Source organism: Peribacillus sp. B65, from assembly GCF_058513295.1.
The window spans coordinates 4,122,921-4,144,095 of sequence record NZ_CP195840.1 but is presented as its reverse complement, the minus strand read 5'-3'; the positions used below and the strand labels follow the sequence as shown (position 1 = coordinate 4,144,095).

19 protein-coding genes and 1 other annotated feature are annotated in these 21,175 nt (G+C 44.0%); of the genes, 6 read left to right on the top strand and 13 right to left on the bottom strand.

Features of this window, described 5'->3' with window-relative positions; all coding sequences use genetic code 11:
• Positions 1-153: 153 nt before the first annotated feature.
• Both ACSR9O_RS20170 and zapA read right to left on the bottom strand, forming a co-directional pair.
• Positions 154-699 carry a CvpA family protein gene (locus ACSR9O_RS20170; protein WP_101222851.1) on the bottom strand — a complete coding sequence of 182 codons (546 nt, stop codon included), beginning with the start codon at positions 697-699 and terminating at the stop codon, positions 154-156.
• Between the two features lie 4 nt (positions 700-703).
• On the bottom strand, positions 704-964 hold the full coding sequence (gene zapA, locus ACSR9O_RS20165) for a cell division protein ZapA (protein WP_048678967.1): 261 nt from the start codon (positions 962-964) through the stop codon (positions 704-706).
• A gap of 173 nt (positions 965-1,137) precedes the next feature.
• Between zapA and rnhC the strand changes: the two genes are divergently transcribed.
• Complete coding sequence (gene rnhC, locus ACSR9O_RS20160) at positions 1,138-2,097, top strand: ribonuclease HIII (protein ID WP_230176771.1); 960 nt, start codon at positions 1,138-1,140, stop codon at positions 2,095-2,097.
• Positions 2,098-2,336: 239 nt separating this feature from the next.
• Here the strand turns inward: rnhC and pheT are convergent, their stop codons facing one another.
• The 3 genes from pheT to ACSR9O_RS20145 all read right to left on the bottom strand — a co-directional run bounded on the left by pheT (position 2,337) and on the right by ACSR9O_RS20145 (position 6,924).
• Positions 2,337-4,751, bottom strand: a complete 2,415-nt coding sequence (gene pheT / locus ACSR9O_RS20155) for a phenylalanine--tRNA ligase subunit beta (RefSeq protein WP_491724970.1) — start codon at positions 4,749-4,751, stop codon at positions 2,337-2,339.
• Between the two features lie 29 nt (positions 4,752-4,780).
• Positions 4,781-5,821, bottom strand: coding sequence for a phenylalanine--tRNA ligase subunit alpha (gene pheS, locus ACSR9O_RS20150; protein ID WP_098370018.1), 1,041 nt, complete (start codon positions 5,819-5,821; stop codon positions 4,781-4,783).
• A 58-nt stretch (positions 5,822-5,879) separates the two neighbouring features.
• Positions 5,880-6,122 (bottom strand) — a binding site (T-box leader).
• 43 nt (positions 6,123-6,165) lie between these two features.
• Positions 6,166-6,924 carry a TrmH family RNA methyltransferase gene (locus tag ACSR9O_RS20145; RefSeq protein WP_101222854.1) on the bottom strand — a complete coding sequence of 253 codons (759 nt, stop codon included), beginning with the start codon at positions 6,922-6,924 and terminating at the stop codon, positions 6,166-6,168.
• 122 nt (positions 6,925-7,046) lie between these two features.
• On the opposite strand from ACSR9O_RS20145, the gene sspI reads away from it, so the two are divergent.
• Entirely contained in the window at positions 7,047-7,256 is a 210-nt protein-coding gene (gene sspI, locus ACSR9O_RS20140; protein WP_057911488.1) for a small acid-soluble spore protein SspI, read from the top strand.
• 16 nt (positions 7,257-7,272) lie between these two features.
• Here sspI and ACSR9O_RS20135 read toward each other — a convergent pair whose 3' ends face one another.
• The 7 genes from ACSR9O_RS20135 to ACSR9O_RS20105 all read right to left on the bottom strand — a co-directional run bounded on the left by ACSR9O_RS20135 (position 7,273) and on the right by ACSR9O_RS20105 (position 15,933).
• On the bottom strand, positions 7,273-7,656 hold the full coding sequence (locus tag ACSR9O_RS20135) for a general stress protein (protein WP_101222856.1): 384 nt from the start codon (positions 7,654-7,656) through the stop codon (positions 7,273-7,275).
• Positions 7,657-8,049: 393 nt separating this feature from the next.
• Entirely contained in the window at positions 8,050-8,862 is an 813-nt protein-coding gene (locus ACSR9O_RS20130; RefSeq protein ID WP_491724969.1) for a general stress protein, read from the bottom strand.
• A 168-nt stretch (positions 8,863-9,030) separates the two neighbouring features.
• Entirely contained in the window at positions 9,031-9,960 is a 930-nt protein-coding gene (locus ACSR9O_RS20125; protein ID WP_230176768.1) for a YsnF/AvaK domain-containing protein, read from the bottom strand.
• A gap of 245 nt (positions 9,961-10,205) precedes the next feature.
• The gene (locus tag ACSR9O_RS20120) at positions 10,206-11,531 is read right to left on the bottom strand and encodes a (Fe-S)-binding protein (RefSeq protein WP_230176767.1); all 1,326 of its coding nucleotides are present in this window, start codon (positions 11,529-11,531) and stop codon (positions 10,206-10,208) included.
• A complete protein-coding gene (gene glcD / locus ACSR9O_RS20115) occupies positions 11,528-12,940 on the bottom strand; it encodes a glycolate oxidase subunit GlcD (protein ID WP_230176766.1) in 1,413 nt (470 codons plus the stop codon). The genes ACSR9O_RS20120 and glcD overlap by 4 nt, the downstream gene beginning before the upstream one ends.
• A gap of 117 nt (positions 12,941-13,057) precedes the next feature.
• On the bottom strand, positions 13,058-14,170 hold the full coding sequence (locus tag ACSR9O_RS20110) for a PucR family transcriptional regulator (RefSeq protein ID WP_491724968.1): 1,113 nt from the start codon (positions 14,168-14,170) through the stop codon (positions 13,058-13,060).
• A 74-nt stretch (positions 14,171-14,244) separates the two neighbouring features.
• A complete protein-coding gene (locus ACSR9O_RS20105; RefSeq protein WP_491724967.1) occupies positions 14,245-15,933 on the bottom strand; it encodes an L-lactate permease in 1,689 nt (562 codons plus the stop codon).
• A 254-nt stretch (positions 15,934-16,187) separates the two neighbouring features.
• Between ACSR9O_RS20105 and ACSR9O_RS20100 the strand changes: the two genes are divergently transcribed.
• The 4 genes from ACSR9O_RS20100 (at position 16,188) to ACSR9O_RS20085 (ending at position 19,968) form a co-directional block, all read left to right on the top strand.
• Positions 16,188-16,907 carry a FadR/GntR family transcriptional regulator gene (locus ACSR9O_RS20100; protein WP_101222867.1) on the top strand — a complete coding sequence of 240 codons (720 nt, stop codon included), beginning with the start codon at positions 16,188-16,190 and terminating at the stop codon, positions 16,905-16,907.
• 191 nt (positions 16,908-17,098) lie between these two features.
• Positions 17,099-17,815 (top strand): (Fe-S)-binding protein, encoded by a 717-nt coding sequence (locus ACSR9O_RS20095; RefSeq protein WP_101222868.1) that lies wholly within the window; start codon positions 17,099-17,101, stop codon positions 17,813-17,815.
• 24 nt (positions 17,816-17,839) lie between these two features.
• Positions 17,840-19,270: a LutB/LldF family L-lactate oxidation iron-sulfur protein gene (locus tag ACSR9O_RS20090; RefSeq protein WP_230176764.1), complete on the top strand. Its 1,431-nt coding sequence runs from the start codon at positions 17,840-17,842 to the stop codon at positions 19,268-19,270.
• The gene (locus ACSR9O_RS20085; RefSeq protein ID WP_491725493.1) at positions 19,264-19,968 is read left to right on the top strand and encodes a LutC/YkgG family protein; all 705 of its coding nucleotides are present in this window, start codon (positions 19,264-19,266) and stop codon (positions 19,966-19,968) included. The genes ACSR9O_RS20090 and ACSR9O_RS20085 overlap by 7 nt, the downstream gene beginning before the upstream one ends.
• Positions 19,969-20,031: 63 nt before the next feature.
• On the opposite strand, the gene ACSR9O_RS20080 is transcribed toward ACSR9O_RS20085, so the two are convergent.
• The gene (locus ACSR9O_RS20080; RefSeq protein ID WP_101222873.1) at positions 20,032-21,117 is read right to left on the bottom strand and encodes a M42 family metallopeptidase; all 1,086 of its coding nucleotides are present in this window, start codon (positions 21,115-21,117) and stop codon (positions 20,032-20,034) included.
• Between the last annotated feature and the right edge of the window lie 58 nt (positions 21,118-21,175).

The window sequence follows — 21,175 nt, the reverse complement described above, 5'->3', positions numbered from 1 at the left end:
TCTTAAAGATACCTTTCTTGGAGGTAAAGTACAAGCAGTCCGATTCTTACCTTAGGGGGAATTACATGCTGCTACATAAAAAGGGGCCTCCCCCGTTCAAAGTATAGGAATCCAGGACTTTGAGAAAGGGAGGCAGGCCCACTTATACTGACATTAAGATTGTTTTAGATCATGAAACCAAAGTTCCTTCACCTGCTCGGATAGGAACGGCGTATGTTTCACGATCGATTCTGCCAGAAACGAGCCCGTTAATGGTTTCTGGATTGAATCCATTGGCAGCATGGCAGCTATATATAATATAATAAACATGATAAGATAGACTTCGAGAAAGCCCAATATCCCTCCACCCCAGCGATTAAGCTGCTTTAATATCGGAAGATGGGTAATGAAGTTGAGCATGGATCCTATCATTTGCCAAAGAATCTTGGCAGCAAAGAAAATGATTGCAAAGGCAATTGCATTGTAATACGCCGTATCAAGCCCGACTGTATCGAAAAACATATTAAGGGTCGAGGAATCTCCCATCGTTGGAAAAGGAATCCACAATTTCAAATTGGGAGCAAGATCTCCGTAAAATACATAGGCGACGATGAAGGCTACTATGAACCCTGTCATATGAACCGTTTGTAAAATGAAGCCACGCTTTAAACCGATTAATAAACCGATTAAAAGAATGGCCAGAATTGCTAAATCAAGCATGTACTCAGTCCTTCTCTCTCTTTAATTCCAGTTGAAGCTGGTCTAATTCATCTTTTAATTTAATATATTCGTGGATGGTATTCACGGCCGTTAGCACCGCTAGCTTACTTGTATCCAAGTATGGATTTTTCATCCTGATCTCTCTCATTTTTTCGTCAACCATCGAAGCGACCAGGCGCATATGACTTGCGCTTTCTGTGCCGACGATTGTATATGGTTGTCCGTATATATCAACTGTTGTTTTATTTCGTTTATCGTCTGACAAAATGATGCCCCCAATCTAAACAATCCTAATTCTATCATATCACGAAGTTTTTCGTCATGAAAGAGAGTACATCGTCATTTCTCGCATAAAAATTTCAATAATTTGTCAAACGAAAACGAATTTTAGGAAGAGGATTACCTAATAAACAAAATGAAGTTAGGAGCTTACCCATTATGTCCCATGTTGTTTTACTTATCAGCCCTGAACAAATAAAGGCTATGAAGTCCCACTATTCTTCATCCTTGGCCGCCAAGCTGCCGCCCGGGAGCATCTTTTCCGCCAAACCGCCGTTATGTACGGTGACCGCCTATAAATCTGGAAAGGTGCTTTTTCAGGGTAAAAATGCCGAGCTAGAAGCAGTAAAATGGCAAAATGGCACCACTGCTGCTGCTCCAAAGAAAAAAACGACATCCTCTGCATCAGTCAATGTCCATCGATATTCGCCGCCTGCAAATATCGGAACCATGTCTGTGATTGGATCCGATGAGGTCGGAACAGGAGACTATTTCGGCCCGATCACCGTCGTAGCCGTATATGCAAAAAAGGAACAACTAGCCCTATTAAAGGAGCTTGGTGTCCAGGATTCCAAAAATCTCAAAGATCCACAGATCATCGAAATCGCCAAACAGATTAAGGATGTAGTGCCATTCAGCCTGCTCACATGCGACAACCCGAAATATAATGCGCTCCAGGCAAAGGGAATGTCACAAGGAAAAATGAAGGCACTCCTCCATAACCAAGCAATCAAGAATCTCATGCAAAAAATCCACCCGGAACAAGCGGAAGCGGTCCTTATTGATCAATTCGCCCAACCAGAGGTATTTTTCAATTACCTTAAAGGGCAAGAACTATTTCAAGCCAACGCCACCTATCTATGCACAAAAGCGGAAGGCATACACCTTGGAGTAGCAGCCGCATCCATCCTGGCCCGATATGCATTCGTGAAACGCTTTGACTTGCTGAGTGAAAAGGCCGGATTCAAAATCCCTAAAGGAGCCGGATTTGCAGTCGATGAAGCGGCCGCAAGATTGATTCATGAAAAAGGAATCGATTCATTAAACGAATTCACGAAAACCCACTTCGCCAATACAGAAAAAGCGAAGCGACTATATCAACAGAAATATCATAAATAGAAGAAAGCGGCTGACCTTTTGGAAAAGCCGCCTTTTTCTCGTGAGTTCGCGCTTTTTACTCGTGAGTTCGCTCCATTTACTCGTGAGTTCACGCTATTTACTCGTGAATTCACGTCATTTACTCGTGAGTTCGCTCCATTTACTCGTGAATTATCGCAATTTACTCGTGAATTTGCACTATTTACTCGTAAAATCCTAAAAGACAGCTCCCCAAGATTCAGGGAGCTGTCTTTTTGGTTTTATCCTCTTAGCTCTGCGCCAGCTTTTTCTTTAACGGCTTCAAGCACTTTATCATGTGCTTTTGTAATGTCCTCGTCCGTTAGAGTACGTTCCGGGTCGAAGTATTTCAGTGAGTAGGCAATGGATTTCTTGCCTTCCTCCATTCTTTCACCTTCGTATAAGTCGAAGATGCTTACTTCTTTCAGCAATTTGCCACCGGCTTCTTCAATAATTTCCTGAATGTCCCCGGCTTTCGTAGCTTGATCCACAACGAGCGCGATATCGCGTGTGGTTGATGGATAGCGCGGAATGGTTTGGTAAGCAATCGGCGCGACTTCGGCTTCTGCCAATGCTTTTAAGGAAAGTTCGAAAATGTATGTTTCTTTAATATCCAAGTCTTTTTGGACAGTTGGGTGCACTTGGCCGATAAAGCCAATCACTTCACCATTCAATAGTACTTCCGCTGTCCGTCCTGGATGCATGTCGTTGATTTCCGCTTGGCGATAACTGATTTGATCAGCTAATCCAAGTGTGTCGAATAATGCTTCGATCACGCCTTTGGCTACAAAGAAATCCACTGGTTTCTTTTCACCTTGCCATAGATGTGACTCCCATAGGCCTGTGATTGCTCCAGCAATATGTTCTTTTTCTTCAGGCAGCTCTTGTTCGTCACGCTTAAAGAATACCGAACCGATTTCATACAGTGCCAGTGAATCAATTTGGCGGGCATTGTTATATTTCACGACTTCCAGCAATTGAGGCACGATGCTTAAACGCAGCTGGCTCCGTTCTTCACTCATTGGCATTGCTAATCGTATGGATTCTCTTGCTTCCAATGCAAATTGGGACGCTTTTTCCTGGCTTGTCAGTGAATAGGTCACCGCTTGATAAAGGCCTGCGCCTTCAAGTGTACGGCGTGCCTTCCGCCGTTTAATTTGATAGTCAGTCAATTGGCCTGGGGTAGCAGAGCCGATTGGAAGTGTAGCGGGAATGTTATCATATCCATATAAACGTGCAGCCTCTTCGACTAAATCAGCTTCAATCGTAATATCACCACGGCGCGTCGGGACTGTGATTGTGAATGTTTCATTGTCAAGTTCAACGCCGAATTGCAGACGTTTGAAGATTGATTCCACAACTGATACGGTCATGCTTGTGCCAAGAAGTGTGTTGATTTTTTCAAGAGTGATGCTAATGACTGCAGGTTCCATTGTCAATTCGTCAACTTCTGCTGCTCCTTGTAAGACTGTTCCGCCTGCATATTGCGCAATCAATTGTGCAGCACGTTCTCCAGCTTCACGTACACGTGCTGGGTCTACGCCTTTTTCAAAGCGGGCACTGGCTTCACTGCGTAAACCATGGTCCTTTGATGCTTTACGAACTACTGTACCTGCAAAATATGCACTTTCAATAATGATGTTCGTCGTATCATTTTTAACTTCGGAATCAGCTCCGCCCATCACACCAGCTATCGCAACAGGCTCGCTGCCATTTGTGATCACTAAATGGTCAGGTGTCAAAGTGCGTTCAGTTTCATCCAATGTTACGATTTTTTCAGCATCCTTCGCTCTGCGGATGACGATCTCCTTTGAACCAAAGCGGTCATAATCAAAGGCATGGAGCGGTTGGCCGTATTCAAGTAAAATGTAGTTCGTGATATCCACGACATTATTATGAGGTCGGATACCTGCAGACATCAACCTAGTCTGCATCCAAAGCGGTGAAGGGCCGACCTTTACATCCTTGATGATTTTAGCCATGTATATCGGGTTATCTTCTTTCGCTTCCACTTTGACACTGATATAATCAGTTGCTTTTTCAGGTGCCTCTTCTTTCTCGACAACCGGCCATTTCACTTCCCGGCCTAGAATGGCTCCCACTTCGTATGCAACACCAAGCATGCTCAAAGCGTCGGAACGGTTTGGAGTCAGCCCAAGTTCCAGCACTTCATCACTTAAACCAAGTTCCTCCAATGCATCTTTCCCTACTTCCACATCATTAGGGAAGACGAAGATACCTGTAGCATAATCCTTGGAAACGAGCTTGGATTCGAAGCCCAATTCCTGAAGCGAGCAAATCATCCCGTGCGATTCCTCTCCGCGAAGTTTCGCTTTCTTGATTTTGAAGTTACCTGGAAGGACCGCGCCAACAGTAGCGACTGCGACTTTTTGGCCTTTATCGACATTCGGTGCTCCACAGATGATCTGAACGGGATTTTCAGCCCCGATATCAACTTGGCATTTATTCAATTTATCTGCATTTGGATGCTGTTCACGTTCTAGGACATGCCCGATGACGACCCCTTTTAGCCCTTCACTTTTCTTTTCTACCCCTTCAACCTCAATGCCGCTTTTCGTGATTTTGTCAGCTAGCTCCGTCGCATTGATGCCTGAAAGGTCAACATAATCTTGTAACCATTTATATGACACAAACATGGTAGGTCCTCCTTTTTAAAATAAAAAATTTATGCTTCGTGATGGTTGAATTGTTTTAAGAATCGAACATCATTCGTATAGAAATGACGGATATCGTCCACGCCGTACTTCAACATGGCAATCCGTTCCACACCGATTCCAAATGCGAATCCAGAGTATTTCTTGGAATCGAAGCCAGCCATTTCAAGGACGTTCGGATGAACGATTCCACCGCCAAGCACTTCGATCCAGCCTGTTTGTTTACAAACGCTGCAGCCTTTACCGCCGCAGATTTTACAAGAAATATCGACTTCGACGGAAGGCTCGGTAAATGGGAAGAAACTAGGACGAAGACGGATTTCACGGTCTTGCCCGAATACTTTTTTCGCAAATACGTCTAGTGTTCCTTTCAGATCGCTCATGCTGATGTTCTCATCGATGACCAAGCCCTCAATTTGCTGGAATTGATGGGAGTGTGTCGCATCATCGTTATCACGGCGGTATACTTTTCCTGGGCAAATGATTTTAACAGGACCTTGACCTTTATGTTTTTCCATCGTTCTTGCTTGAACAGGTGACGTATGCGTACGCATCAGGATTTCATCCGTGATATAGAAGGAATCCTGCATATCACGTGCCGGATGGCTTTTTGGCAAGTTAAGTGCCTCGAAGTTGTAATAGTCGCTTTCAACTTCAGGACCTTCCGCGACGGTATAACCCATACCAATGAATAAGTCTTCGATTTCTTCCACGACACGTGTTAATGGATGAAGGTTCCCCTTGTTTACTGGACGTCCTGGAAGTGTGACGTCAATCGTTTCAGTTGCTAGCTTTGCATTGACTGCCGCAGTTTCAAGTGCTTTTTGTTTCTCCTCGATCTTTGTTGCGATCGCTTCCCGTACATCATTGGCAAGTGCCCCGATTTTCGGGCGTTCTTCGGCAGATAATTTACCCATGCCGCGCAATACCTCAGTGATTGGCCCTTTTTTCCCTAAATAAGCAACACGGACTTCATTCAGTTCTTTTAATTCGGAAGCGGCGGCAACTTTTTGCAACGCTTCTTCCTGCAGTTCTAATAAACGTTCCTGCATCATGTCTTCCTCCTTTATTTTCCTTTTGTAAAAATGAACACAAAAAAACCCCAATCCCTAAAGGGACGAGGTTTATGTATCGCGGTACCACCCTTATTAGTGCACAAAACAAAAAAACTTCTGCACTCACTTCATTAAAAATAACGGCTCTTCACCGGAACATTTTTCAGACATCCTGTCTTCCCAATGCCAACTCGAAAGGTGAATTCACTTAAGCAGTGCCATAAAAATGCTTTCAGTCAAGGCATTTTCTCCCTGGATATGGTTAACTAAAGCTACTAGTCTTTGTCATCGTCGTTTCATTATAAAATTCTGTTTTATTATATTATAATTCTTCGGCCGTTTCAAATCGATTTTCGTAAATGGTACATTAAAATCCCGGCAGCGATACCCACATTCAATGATTCGCTTTTTCCGTAGATGGGAATATAAAGGTTTTTAGTCGTTTTCACCAATAATTCCTTCGATACCCCTTGGCCTTCATTACCGACCAGGAGGGCAAATCGGGAAGACTTTTCCACTTCCTCAAATGGCGATGCGCCTTCTAATGCCGTGCCATAAACCGGTGTGCCGCCTTGCTTCAGCTCATCGATGATTTCGGAAAGGTTCCCTTTAATGACAGGCATATGAAAGAGGCTTCCTTGCGTCGAACGGACCACTTTGGGATTATACAAGTCGGCACACCCTTCGCCAAGTATGACCGCATCGATTCCAGCAGCATCCGCTGTCCTGATCATCGTTCCAATATTACCCGGATCTTGAACGGCATCGATCAACAATAGCTTATCCGGATTGATGGACGCCATGCTCGTTGATTTCTGTTCACAAACCGCGGCAATTCCCTGCGGGGCTTCGGTATCGCATATCGCCTTCATAATATCATTTTTCACATAAATGAGTTCTGTGCCTTCCACCTTAAAATGGGCAGGCATTTCAGTTTCTTCATTTATTATCACTTCCAAGACGATTTCTTCTTTTAAGGCTTCTTCAACTAAGTGAAAACCCTCGATTAAATATTTACCTGTTTTATCGCGTTCTTTTTTGGTCAAAAGTTTTTTCCAATGCTTAACTTGCGGATTTTTTACGGATTCGATATATTTCAAGGGTAAACGCTCCTTTAACTTCACACTGATTTTCCTATTATAACGCAATTCGCATACATATTGCATGCGAGTTTGTGAAATGCTATTAATGTCAGTCATTATGTGTTAGAGGAGGAATAATTATGAATTTAAACTTACGTAATGCGATCATCCAAAATGTATCTGGAAATTCGCAAGAGCAGCTGGAAGACACGATTGTCGATGCCATACAAAATGGCGAGGAAAAAATGCTTCCTGGATTGGGAGTATTATTCGAGGTCATCTGGCAAAATTCATCCGAGCAGGAAAAACAGGAAATGATCACTGCCCTCGAAGCAGGATTAAAAAAATAACAGCCTTAGCAGGCTGTTATTTTTTTGATTTCGCTTCGCCAGCCTTAAGTTTTTCGATGGAGACTTCTTCATCAAGCAGCAAGATGAGTTTTTTTGAGCTCACTTCTTCAAGCATCGCTTTTGTCTCAGCAAAAGAGTAGCCATATTTCGTGAAAAAGCTGCGTAAATCTCCAGATCCTTCATCTGTGAAGTAATGGAAAATTTTCAAGAAAAGAGTGTCCTCCTTATCCTGATTGGCAATGATCAGTATATCCGTATGTTCATTTCCAAGCTGCACGTGATTTTTTATATCAGCTGCCACTGTCATTTGGGTGCCAGATATGCCTTTAGCTTTTAAGTCTTGAATTGCAGCAAGTATTTCCGGATTAGAGTCAAAAACACCATATACGTTTTTTTCCATGTTTCTCCCTCTCCTTGTTACTCTACTAAAAATAAAATTCCTTAGTCATTATACCTTGCGGCTTTAACATTAAACAAGCAAATAGTATAGCGGAAATTCGCAACTAATGAACGGGAAAACCCTTTGCCTAAAGGATTTAAAAAAAAAAGCCTGTAGACAAACTAGATGAAGAATCGAGTTTGCCTGCAATTTCTTTATGGCTTGTACAACTTGGACGTTGATTTCCATTCCAGGCACCGACTCGCTCCAATCAACTATATCAAATCGGAGGATATAAGATGTTGCTTTGGGTCAGATTTTTCGGGAACATAATTTGATGAAAGATATATTTTCCGAAACCCTCTTTATCCACAAACTGAAGAACAGCCTTGTGCAGGCTGTTCTTTTTGCGTATTACAGATTGTCGGTATTGATTCGATTTTTGATGTATTCTTCTTGCAAGCCTTCCTCTTGCTGTCCGCTCGCATTCGGGCTCAGAGTCTGATCCAGTGATCCTCGGGCATCGAGGGCTTTGTCAGTATCGGCAGAAAACGGGTCTGCATGAGGGTCGCTTGCCAGTGTTCCTTCATGATTACCTGGTTTTTGCTTCTTGAATTTTTCCGTGGAGTTCCCCCAGATTTCCCTTTCTTGAGCTCGCTTCGTACCCAGTTCTTCATTTTCAAAGATGTTAGCTGAATTCCCGTGAAGCTCTTCACTTCTTCCTGGCTGTGCTTCCACTTCTCCTGATTGATAGGCATTCGCTGTTGTTTCAGGAAAAAGGTTAGGGTCCGGATTGTTCACCACTCCTGTTTTAATCGGATTCTCTGCAGGTTCGTCCGTATCCTCGATACGGTTGGAAGTTATGTTCTCTCGTGCTGATACGGTTTTCGATTCATCTAAAAGAATCAGGAATTTTCCAGCCTCCACTTCATTTATATAAGCAGTGGCTTCACTATCGGCAAGCCCTAACTCACCTAGTCGGTTCCTTATATCTTCAGAACTCTCGTTCAGGAAAAAATGTTTCATCTTATCAATGAAGGAATCCTCATTTGAGTTAGTAACGACTTCGACATCCGGATCACGCTTTTCATTGACGAAATCCAAATCTTCTTTCCTATCAGCCATTACCGTTATTTCTCCTTCATGGACCCCCTTTCCCTTGAGGGATTGTATAGCCTGGATTAGTTCTCTTTCCGTATTAAAAACACCATAAAATGTTTTTCCCATGCTTCTTCCTCCTCCTATTATTCCGATATTTCTTCTTATGTGTATTTATACCCTGATGGGTGCTAATTAAACAAAAAGGTTTGCCTTCCCTAGGCTCGAACCTTTAATAAGTCTCTAAAATCAAAAAGAAGCCTGCAGTTTTAAAACTGCAGGCTTTTTCCTTCAAGCTTAGAAGCGGTCGGTTCTATGTTCAGTTGCCTTTTTCTCATTCACGATCGAATCATCTGTACTATCAAGCTGAATATCTTCCTTTTTAAGAGTATCCTGAACTTGTTCCGTTTCTTGTACAGCATGTTTCTTGATGACAATTTCATCAGAGACGACCGGTTTTTTCGAAACTTCCAATTTTTCTTCAACAACAGGGATCCTGATTGTTTCCCCATCTTCAATGCTCCCGGTTTCCAGATTCGCTTCACGTCCTGAAACTGATCTATGCTCGACTGTCACTTCTTCGTGTTCAACAGGGACATTTATCGTTTTATGCTGTTCATTGACTTCTTTGTTAATGACGACTTCACCTGTCTGAACTTTTTCTTTATCGATGTTCAGCTGTTCTTCGCGTAGTGTAAGCGTCCTTTCATCCTCTGGCAATTCACGGCCGTGTCCGTTGACTCCATATACATCTTCTTTATTTAATGCATCGGTTTTTTCAGTGCCGTTAAATAGTTGGTTGGTGGAGTTTGTATCAAGCCTTGTACCGGCAGTGTCCATTGTTCCGGTCGTGAATTTATCTTTTGCCGTTCCAAGATGGCCTTCACCTTCTTCAACCAGAACCAGGACTTTTCCGTTCTCTACATCAAAGACATGTTCAGCCGCTTCATTATTCGAAAGGCCTGCATTCGCCAATCTTGTTGAAAGATCTGCCGTATCTTCCGGCATGAAGAAACGTGCCACCTTGTCCATAAACGATTCGTCGTTAGGAACATTCGTCATTGTATGAACATCCGTTTCGCGTTTGTGGTTCGTGAAATCCAATGTTTCTTCCTTGTCCGCGACGACAGTAATATCGTCCCCTTCAAAACCCTTTGCCTTAAGTGCATTAATTGCTTGGATCACTTCTGCGTTTGATTCATAAACTCCATATACTGTTTTATTCATTTTACATTCCTCCTTAGGTTTTGTTGTTTCGTTTAGTGGATGCTATATATAAACACTACCCGCCATGGTCCTAAGTAAACGAGGAATCAATATTTCTTTTTTGTTATAACTTTTACAATTCGTTCTCAGCACAGAACGCATTTTTTTCTAAAATCCAGACTTTACAAGGGATTCCTCATTTATTAAAATGTAATGTTTAACCAAATAATTACATTTATTTTCTATTTACATTCTTTTTTCTTCTATTATAAAGCCACAGCCTTTATTAGCAGGTCTGCAATATGCACTGCTTTCGTACAATCCCCCAAGTTTTCCCTCTCGATCCCCAATTGCATTTGTAACAAACAGCCAGGGTTTGCCGTTACAACAATATCGGCCTGTGTCGATTTCGTGTGCTCCATTTTAGAGTCAAGAATATTCATGGACATCTCTGATTCAACAATATTATAAATCCCTGCGGAGCCGCAGCACCGATCCGCATCCTTCATTTCCCTGAAGTCGATTCCTTCTATCGATTGAAGGAGAACTCGCGGAGCCAATGAGGTGTTCATCACATTCCGTAAGTGACAGGAATCCTGAAAAGTTACCGATTGAGCCGGCAATTTCAAGCGAACCTTTTCCTGGAAACGCAAATCAACAAGTATCTCGCTGATATCTTTCAACTTATTTTTAAATGCGATTGCACGGTCGTGCCATTCTGGTTCAGCTTGGAGCAGATGGTCATAATCTATGAGAAAAGCTCCACATCCGCCGGCATTCGTAATAATATAATCAACTTCCTCTGCTTCAAAAGCTTCTATATTACGCTTGGCCAGTTGCTTAGCACCTTCTTTTTCGCCACTATGTCCGTGCAGCGCCCCGCAACATGCCTGGGATTTCGGAATCACGATTTCACATCCGGCCAGCTGAAGAAGCTTTAATGTGGCCTTGTTCGTCTCCAAAAACATCGTATCCATCAAGCAGCCGGAAAAGAAAGCCACCTTTTTGAGCGGCGTTCCGGTTGCAGGCAGCTTGGTCGGCCTATTTTTCATTTCTGATTTTTTCGGGACTTTCGGCAGCACTTTTTCCATGGTTGCCAAATTATCCGGAAGCAGGCTGAGGACTCCCGTTTTACGGGCAATGTATTGCAGTCCTGATTTCTGATAGAAGCCAAGCAAACTCGTCATGGCCTGCATTCGCTCCTGGTGTGGGAATAACCCACTAAAGACGGCCTTGCGAATCGTTTTTACAGGGTAACTGTGTTTTTTATTCTGATGGATGATATCCCTTGCTTCTTCAAGAAGATGTCCATATTTGACACCTGAAGGACACACAGGCTCACAAGCCCTGCAGCCGAGGCAAAGACTCAACGAACGTTCTACATCCTCATCAGGCTCAATCACACCATCCGCCACCGCTTTCATAAGTGCGATCCGGCCCCTTGGTGAATGGGATTCCTTTAGCCCCGATTCTATGTATGTCGGGCAATGGGGTAAGCAAAAGCCGCAGCGCATACAATTCAACAATTCATCTTCATTCATTTTTTCCGCGAATTGAATGGCAATGGTTTTCCTTTCCTGAACTGTCGTCATGAAGTAACCACCACTCTTTTCCTGGTTTCCTTGGCAAATACTTTGCCGGGATTCATGATGTTATTGGGATCGAAAGCTTGTTTAATCGCCCTCATTGCGTCAATCCCTTCTTTCTTCAGCTTCCATTCAAGATACGGGGCCTTCATCGCTCCTACACCATGTTCACCGGTAATCGTCCCGCCAAGGTCGATAGCCGCGGCAAAAATGTCGGCAAAAGCGAGCTCCACCCTCTCCATTTCCTCATGATCACGAGCGTCGGTAATGCACGTTGGATGCAGGTTCCCATCCCCAGCATGACCAAAAGTGCAAATATCCACGTCATGCTTGTCTGCGATTTCATTAATTGCTTTAACCATTTTGGCAATTTCCGAGCGGGGAACGGTGGCATCTTCCAAAATGGTTGTCGGCTTTAGGCGTGCCAGTGCGGAAAGGGCTGTCCGTCTTGCTGTTTTCAAGGCGACAGCGTCAGATTCCGTTTCGGCAATTTCCACTGAAACCGCCTTCTCCTCTAGACAGATATCGGCCATCCTTTTCATATCACGTTCCACCACTTCAGGCGGCCCATCCTGTTCAATCAGCAGGACCGCTTCCACATTGGTGGGCAAACCGATTTTCGCGAAGTCTTCAACAACTATCAAAGTCGGCCGATCCAGAAATTCCAATGTAACAGGAATGATTTTATTTGAAATGATCTTGGCCACTGACTGGGCTGCAGCATCCAGATCTTGATATAAGGCAAGCATCGTCTTTGTCGTTTCCGGCATGGGGATCAGCTTTAGGATCGCTTCCGTAACGATTCCCAAGGTCCCTTCCGATCCGACAAATAGTTTCGTTAAATCATATCCGGCTACGTCTTTGGCAAGCTTGCCCCCTGTTCGAATGATGTCCCCGTTCGGAAGGACAACTTCAAGCCCGATGACATAATCACGGGTGACTCCGTACTTTAATCCTCGCAGTCCGCCAGAGTTCTCATTAATGTTGCCGCCAATCGTGGAGATTTTCATCGAACTCGGATCCGGCGGATAAAACAATCCCTTCTCTTCAACTGCTGAAATCAAGTCCAATGTGATGAGCCCAGGCTGTACGGTAGCCGTTAAGTTCTCCTCATCTATTTCAAGTAATGAATTCATTCGATTGAATAAAAGGACAAGCCCACCCTCTGTCGGGCAGGTGCCTCCGCTCAAATTCGTCCCAGACCCGCGTGGAACGATCGGAACATTATATTCGTTACAAACTTTGACGATGGCTGCGACTTCAGCTGTGCTGCCCGGTTTAATGACAGCATCCGGCATCGCTTGAAAGCCTGGCGTTGCATCATATGAATAGACTAGACATTCCACTTTCGAGTCATCGTAATTCTCCTGACCGACGATGGTAAGAAGTAGCTGCTTAACCTGTTTTGTTAACATGTACATCCTCCTCATAAACATAGGAAATTTCGAGATTTTTTATATGTTGTAAGTATAAGAAAAAAAACACTTGGCCTTCTATGTATGAATATATAGAATTTAGTGCTTTCCAGAGAATTATTTTGTATGTTTATCCAATACTCTTACCGCTAGATACATAGTGACTAAATCGGCTAGCTTCCTAGGGTTCAGTCGGGTCAAATCTTCTATGCGCTTAAGCCTGTAATGAAGGGTATTGATATGGATGTGCAGGGCTGCGGCTGTTTCCTTCAAAGATAGATCACATGCAAAATACATGGAGAGGGTTTTAAGCAGCTCCTCATTAGGAAGCAGCTCCTGAATTGTCCTGGATAAATATTCCTGTTTTGTTTCAGCGGTAACTTCATCAAACAGGACCTCAAGCTTCAAGTCCTCGTCAAATATGATCCCTGATGAAGGACACGCGATTTTCAAGGAACGTTCCGCTTTAAAAAACGCCGACCTGAAAGCGGATCCTGATGCACGCGAACTTACTCCTGCACACACTTTATAACCCGAACTCTCCTCTAGCTTTTTTTGCAGTTTACTTAGTTTCTTATATTGCTGGTTTTTTGAACCGATGAAATCGGCTATTGAAAGAATGACGAATTGGTTCCTCCCCCAACGGACTGCGATGTCATTGGGATGCTGCTGGCTTATGTAAATCTGAAGCGTTCTCCATACATAAGGTTCAATGATTTCCTCAGTCTTGAATTCCCCAAGAGTGATGATTCGGTCTGCATGAACATCGACCCCAAGCAACTTGGCCTTCTGAAGGAAATGTTCATTGAACGTCTGCAGCTGATGCCATTCAAATACAAAGAATTCCATCAGACGTGATTGGGATTCTGCTTGTTCGAAATGATAGCTTTCCTGAATGAACATCTCCGTCATCTTTTTTAATAGTTCCGCATAAGGGGAAACATGTTTGGGGTCACCTGTAATTCCAATGACACAAACGGCTTCCTGGTTGAAGAAAATAGGTAGGTTTATACCTGCCTTCACTCCTTTCCAACTACGTTCATCCTGTTTGTTGATGATCAATTTCTCACGATTGTTGAAAGCGTGGATGGCTCCTTCATGATAAGATCCAATACGGCTGCTGTCGGTGCTGGCGATAATTGTGCCAGCATGATCAATAATGATGATTTCCTCTTCAATCAGTTTCCGAACCTCATGAACCAATTTCCCTGCCACAGCTGCCAATTGCATTATATGTCCTCCTTTTTTGTATGGGCTTGAAAAATATTTCGAGGCACCCCTATGAAAAGGGAGCCTCATTCTACTTATGGAATCATCCAGGAAAGGACGCCATTTTGCAAGAAGGTAATCACACAAACAAGCAGCAATAAGAAAAGACTATGTTTGAGCGTGAATCTCAATAATTCCGATTCCCTGCCCGCCAAGCCAACGGCAGCACATGCAATCGCTATCGATTGTGGTGAGATCATCTTTCCGGTGACCCCTCCGGAAGAGTTCGCCGCCAGCGCCAGCACCGGTTCCATCCCAACTTTAAGAGCGGTCACTTTCTGCAGACTGCCAAATAAGAGGTTTGCTGATGTATCCGATCCGGTAATGAACACCCCTAGCCAGCCGAGAACCGGTGCGAAGAACGGAAATAAATCACCCGATTTTGCAAGGGTCATCCCTAATGTTGTCGACATTCCTGAAGAATTCGTCACGTAGGCAAAGGCCACCACGGTAGAAATCATCAAGATGGGCTTTGCCAACTCTTTCATCGCTTCAACAAAGGTGCTATAAAAGTCTTTTGCAGACATGTGTGCGATGAACTTCGTTACGATTGCAGCCAGTAAAATGGCAGTCCCGGCTGCCCCGAGCAGTTCTATTTTATAGAAAGCCGCAATCTGCAATCCATTGCTTCCGATTATCTCATTATGCAGACCCGGGACTTCGATTTGGAAGGTTAATAGCTTCCCGATTTCATTGATTGCGCCAAGCAGCACATTGTTGCCTTCATAATGTCCGGAGAGTGCCGGCTTTATTGGGTTCATCCCCCATATTGTTATGAAAAGCGTTAACAGAAGGAATGGTGACCAAGCATGGAATATCTGCCATTTCGAGTATTTTGTCTCCGCTTCGGCTGTATATAAAGGTTCGACAGTGGCTGCCGTTTCCTCGGAGGCAAAGCGAAAGATCGTTTTAGGTTTCCAGAATTTAAGGAAGATTGCCAATGCAAATAGTGACACTAACGCGGAAAGGATGTCCGGTAGTTCGGGCCCAAGAAAATTTGAACTTAAGTACTGTGTGATGGCAAAGGAAAATCCGGAAACCAAAATTGCCGGCAGGACTTCAAGCGACCTTTTCCACCCAGTCATTATTAAAATGAGATAAAGCGGAATGAAAGCCGAAAGGAATGGCAATTGGCGGCCGACCATTTTTGAGATCTCCATGGCGGCTATGCCAGTAGGGCCTTCCATGGCGATAATCGGTATTCCAACTGCCCCGAATGCTACCGGAGCGGTATTCGCGATCAAACAAATTCCGGCTGCATATAGCGGGTTAAATCCGAGACCGACCAAAAGCGCAGCCGAAATGGCAACAGGTGCTCCAAATCCCGCGGCACCTTCTAAAAATGCCCCGAAAGAAAATGCCACCAATAATGCCTGGAGACGGCGGTCTTCCGTAAGCGAAAGCACTGAAGAACGAATGATATTGAATTGTCCGCTTTTAACAGTCATTTTGTACAAAAATACGGAAGTGATGATTATCCATCCGATTGGGAGCAGCCCATATACGGCTCCCTGTGAAGCAGACATCACTGCTTTTCCTGCAGGCATTCCGTATATCAATACAGCCACTGCAAGAGCTACAAGCAAAGTGGTTATACCTGCAATGTAACCTTTCATACGTTTGATGGTAAGTGCCCAGAAAAAGTAAAGAATTGGAATGAGTGCGGCAAGAGATGATAAAACTAAATTATCGGTGATCGGCGTAAAGTTTTGTGTCCATGTCATTCATTTCGACTCCATTTTCTATAGATTTTTTAAAAAATTCAGAAATCAATCGCTAATTGAAACCCCTTACATACCGAAATATTCAAAGTCATCAGATGACTTGATGAGTACTCATTAAAATTAAATGATTGAAAATATAAAATCAAGATTTTTTTTATTTTTTGTTGATTTTTCACCCTTCTGGAAGTGTCATATAGCATTTGTGTTATATAATATTAATCAGAGAAACTCATAGAAAATAGAGGTGCTACTACTTGGTATATAAAAAAATAAAGCCGAAAAAAATTTATGAAGAAGTCAGCGATGAACTTTATGAAATGATTCGGTCAGGCAGCCTGAAACCAGGTGAACAATTGGATTCGATTCAGCAGCTTGCGGAAAATTTCCAAGTCGGGCGCCCGGCCATCCGTGAAGCATTAAGTGCATTGAGTTCAATGGGTCTTATTGAAATAAAACAAGGTGAAGGAACATTCGTTAAAACCTTCGACCCCGCCATCATGAACCACCCCTTGTCTGCCGCCCTTTTGATGGATCAAGACAATATCAAGCATTTACTGGAAGTTCGGAAAATACTTGAGTCCGGTACGGCAGAAGTGGCAGCGAAAAAAAGAACGGAAGAAAACCTTATCGAACTCAAGGACAGGCTTTTTAATATGGAAAAGGTATCAGATGATGAAGAACTCAGTGATAAAGCGGATATCGCCTTCCATGTTGCAGTGGCAAACGCATCACAAAATGAGCTGCTGATTACATTGATGAACCATGTTTCAGAATTAATGACGGAAAAGATGCGTGATATCCGTCGGGTTGCGCTTTATTCCGAAGAGATGACACTTAAGCAGCTTTATCAGCAGCATGTCAGGATTTATGATGCAATCTTGGCACAGGATGAAGACGGAGCCCGCAGTGCCATGCTGTTTCACCTTCAAAGCGTCGAGGAATCACTGGACCGGGTCATCCAAAAAAATCAGTAAAAGCATAGTTGACCTTTCATTAATTTCAAAAATACCCTATACAAAAAAGGATAAAATTGATATATTATTTTGAAAACGATTATCTTATTTAAAAAATCATGGAAATTGGTATATTCTCTAAACCATTTCCTTTTTCCATTTTCTAGTCATCAGATGACCTGTTAACTTATTTGAAATAGGAGGAGTTCAGATTGAAAGTTACTCTCTTTGCAACATGTTTAGTCGATTTGTTTCAATCCAATGTCGGCAAAGCGACAGTGGAGCTACTCGAGAGATTAGGCTGTGAGATCGATTTCCCGGAATCCCAGATATGCTGCGGACAGCCGGCATATAATAGCGGGTATACGAAGGAATCGAAGGAAGCCATGAAAAAGATGATTAAAACGTTCGCGGATGCTGAATACATCGTAACCCCTTCCGGTTCCTGTGCAGCGATGTTCAAGGAATATCCAGCCCTATTCAAAGGGGATGCCGAATGGGAAAAGAAAGCGGCATCATTAGCGGCTAAAACATATGAATTGACCCAATTCATCGTGGATGTCTTAAAAGTGACCGACGTCGGGGCGACCCTTAAGGGAAAGGCCACTTATCATACTTCATGCCATATGACACGGCTGCTTAAGGTCAAGGAAGCACCTGCCATTTTGTTAAGCCATGTCAGGGGGCTGGAAATGACACCACTTCCGGATGCCCAAAACTGCTGCGGGTTCGGGGGAACCTTTTCGGTCAAGATGGGTGACATTTCCGGGCAAATGGTCGAGGAGAAAGTCTGCAATATTGAAGATACCGGGGCAGATTTTTTAATCGGCGGGGATGCAGGATGTTTGATGAATATCGGCGGGCGGATCCAAAGGAAGGGGCAACCGGTGCAAGTGCTTCATATTGCGGAAGTCCTGAATAGTATTTAAAGAAAGCGAGGAGGGGAAAAAATTATGGCTATGAAAACCAGCTCTGCCAAGTTTAAAGACCGGGTGGATGAAGGAATACATAATGATTTTATGCGATTGGCCGTATCGAGTGCCCAAGAACGATTACACGGACGGCGGCTGACTGCCGTTGATGAATTGGGAAGCTGGGAGGATTGGCGTTCCCTTGGGGAAGAAATCAGGCAGCATGTGCTTAGTAACCTTGATTTCTATTTGCACCAGCTCGCAGAAAATGTTTCGAAAAGAGGCGGTCATGTCTTCTTCGCTCAAACGGCTGAAGAAGCAAGCGGTTACATCAAGGATGTTATTGTAAAAAAGAATGCCAAAAAGGTCGTGAAATCCAAATCGATGGTCACGGAAGAGATCAATTTGAATGCCACTCTTGAGGCAGTTGGCCTCGATGTCGTTGAAACGGACCTTGGTGAATACATTTTACAAGTGGATGATCATGATCCCCCTTCCCATATCGTCGCACCTGCTCTCCATAAAAATAAGGAGCAGATTAGGGATGTTTTTAAAGAAAAGCTTGCATATACGCAAACTGAAAAGCCGGAAGAGCTTACCGCCCATGTCCGGGGCATTCTGCGGAAAGATTTCTTAAGCGCCGATGTGGGCATTACCGGCTGTAATTTTGCGATTGCTGAAACGGGCTCGATCGGTTTGGTGACGAATGAAGGAAATGCAGATTTGGTCACCGCCCTCCCAAAAACGCAAATCACCGTGATGGGAATGGAACGGCTTGTACCTACATTCGATGAATTCGAAGTCCTTGTCAGCTTATTGACAAGAAGCGCTGTCGGCCAAAGATTGACCAGTTACATCACCGCACTTACCGGTCCGCGTGATGAAGGTGATGTAGACGGACCCGAGGAGTTTCACCTTGTGATCGTGGATAATGGACGCTCCTCCATCTTGGGAACTGAGTTTCAATCCGTTCTTCAATGCATTCGCTGTGCTGCCTGTATAAATGTCTGCCCAGTCTATCGCCAGGTTGGCGGTCATTCATATGGTTCAATATACCCCGGACCAATCGGTGCTGTGCTTTCACCTTTACTCGGAGGTTATGATGATTTCAAGGAACTTCCATATGCCTCCACTCTTTGTGCCGCCTGTACAGATGCCTGTCCGGTAAAGATTCCTCTCCATGATTTACTGAGGAAGCATCGGGAAGTCATCGTTGAAAAGGAAAAAATGGCGCCGTTTTCAGAAAAGATGGCCATGAAGGCCTTCGGAATTGGTGCGGCATCGCCTATGCTTTATAAATTCGGCTCCAAAATCGCACCATCAGCGATGTCCCCTTTTAAAACGGGGGATATCATCTCGAAAGGACCGGGACCGCTCAAAACTTGGACAGAAAGCCGCGAGTTCCCTGCTCCAGGGAAAGAGAGCTTTCGGGACTGGTTCAAAAATCGGGAAAAAGGAGGGAAACCATCATGAATGGAACCATCCATAATGAAGGGACATTTTTAAACAATATAGCCAAAAACCTGGGAAGGGGTCCTATTTCGGAAGGCATCTCCGTTCCGGAATGGAAGCACGCCCCCCAAAAAGAAGTTTTGAAACATGCGACACCAAATGAGCTTGTCGCGGAATTGGAGGAGCAATGTAAACGGGTGCATACTCAATTTCACGTTACCGACTCCAAGAAAGTGATGCATTGTTTAACACAGGTGATCGAGGAGCTTGGAAACGGACCCTTGATCATCCCTAAGGACGATCGGTTTTCCGACTATGGGTTAGAGGGTATCTTAAAGGAAAAAGATGTCCATATATGGGATCACCAAGCCGGCAAAGAAAATATCGAAAAAGCCGAAAGTGCTAACATCGGAATCACATTCAGTGAGATGACATTAGCAGAATCGGCGACCGTCGTCTTGTTCAGCGACAAGGATCACGGCCGTTCCATCAGCTTCCTTCCTTCTTGCCATGTTTCCATCATTCCAAAAAGCACCATCGTACCGCGAATGACCCAGGCTGCTGCGGCCATCCGTTCAAAAGTTAAACGGGGCGAGGTCGTTCCTTCCTGCATCAATTTCATAACAGGCCCGAGCAACTCTGCTGATATCGAAATGGACCTTGTCGTCGGAGTCCATGGCCCCATCAAAGCGGTCTATATAATCGTCGAAGATAAGTAGAAATAAGAAATAGAAAATGGAGAGGACCTAAATTAGGCCTCTCCATTTTTTACTTTCACTATATTATTCGTAAATGATCCGATCAACCGCTTCGCGATCGAGGCGTTTAATCACTTCGACAATGAGCTTAACTGCATTCTCATAATCATCCCTGTGAAGCATTGCTGCGTGTGAATGAATGTAGCGTGTGGCAATCGTGATCGCCAGAGCGGGAACACCATTTGCCGTTAAATGGATGGAGCCGGCATCCGTCCCGCCGCCTGGAATCGATTCATATTGATAAGGAATATTCATTTCATCAGCCGTGTCGGTGACGAAATCGCGCAATCCCTTATGTGCCACCATCGATGAATCATAGATGACGATTTGCGGGCCTTCCCCCATCTTACTCATCGCTTCTTTTTCGGAAACCCCCGGTGTATCACCAGCAATGCCGACATCGACGGCAAAGCCGATATCCGGCTGAATTTTGAATGTGGATGTTTTGGAGCCACGCAGGCCGACCTCTTCTTGCACTGCGCCAATTCCATATACTACATTAGGATGGTCGCTTTCTTTCAGCTGTTTAAGCACATCAATGGCGATTGCACAGCCAATTCGATTGTCCCAGGCTTTGGCGAGAAGCATCTTTTCATTATTCATGACTGTGAATTCAAAATATGGCACAACCATATCCCCTGGCTTGACGCCCCATTCCTTAACCTCTTTTTTGCTGGATGCACCAATATCAATAAACATATCTTTAATATCAATCGGCTTCTTCCTTGCATCGGCTGACAGGATATGTGGCGGCTTGGAACCGATAATGCCAGTTATATCACCTTTACCTGTAACGATCGTCACGCGCTGGGCCAGCATTACCTGTGACCACCAGCCCCCTACCGGCTGAAAACGCAAAAATCCTTTATCATCAATTTGGGTGATCATGAAACCGACTTCGTCCATATGCCCGGTAACGACGATTTTCGGTCCGTTTTCATCTCCCGTTTTCTTGGCAATCAAACTCCCCAGACCATCTGTCGATATTTCATCCGCAAATGGTGTTATGTATTCGGTCATCACTTTTCTTACTTCACTTTCATTTCCTGCAATGCCTTTAGCATCCGTTAAGTCCCGAAGCATCTTTAACGTTTCATCCAATTGAGCCATTCTTTTACCTCCCTATAACTTACATTACAAGAATAATTATACAGACAATCGATTACAT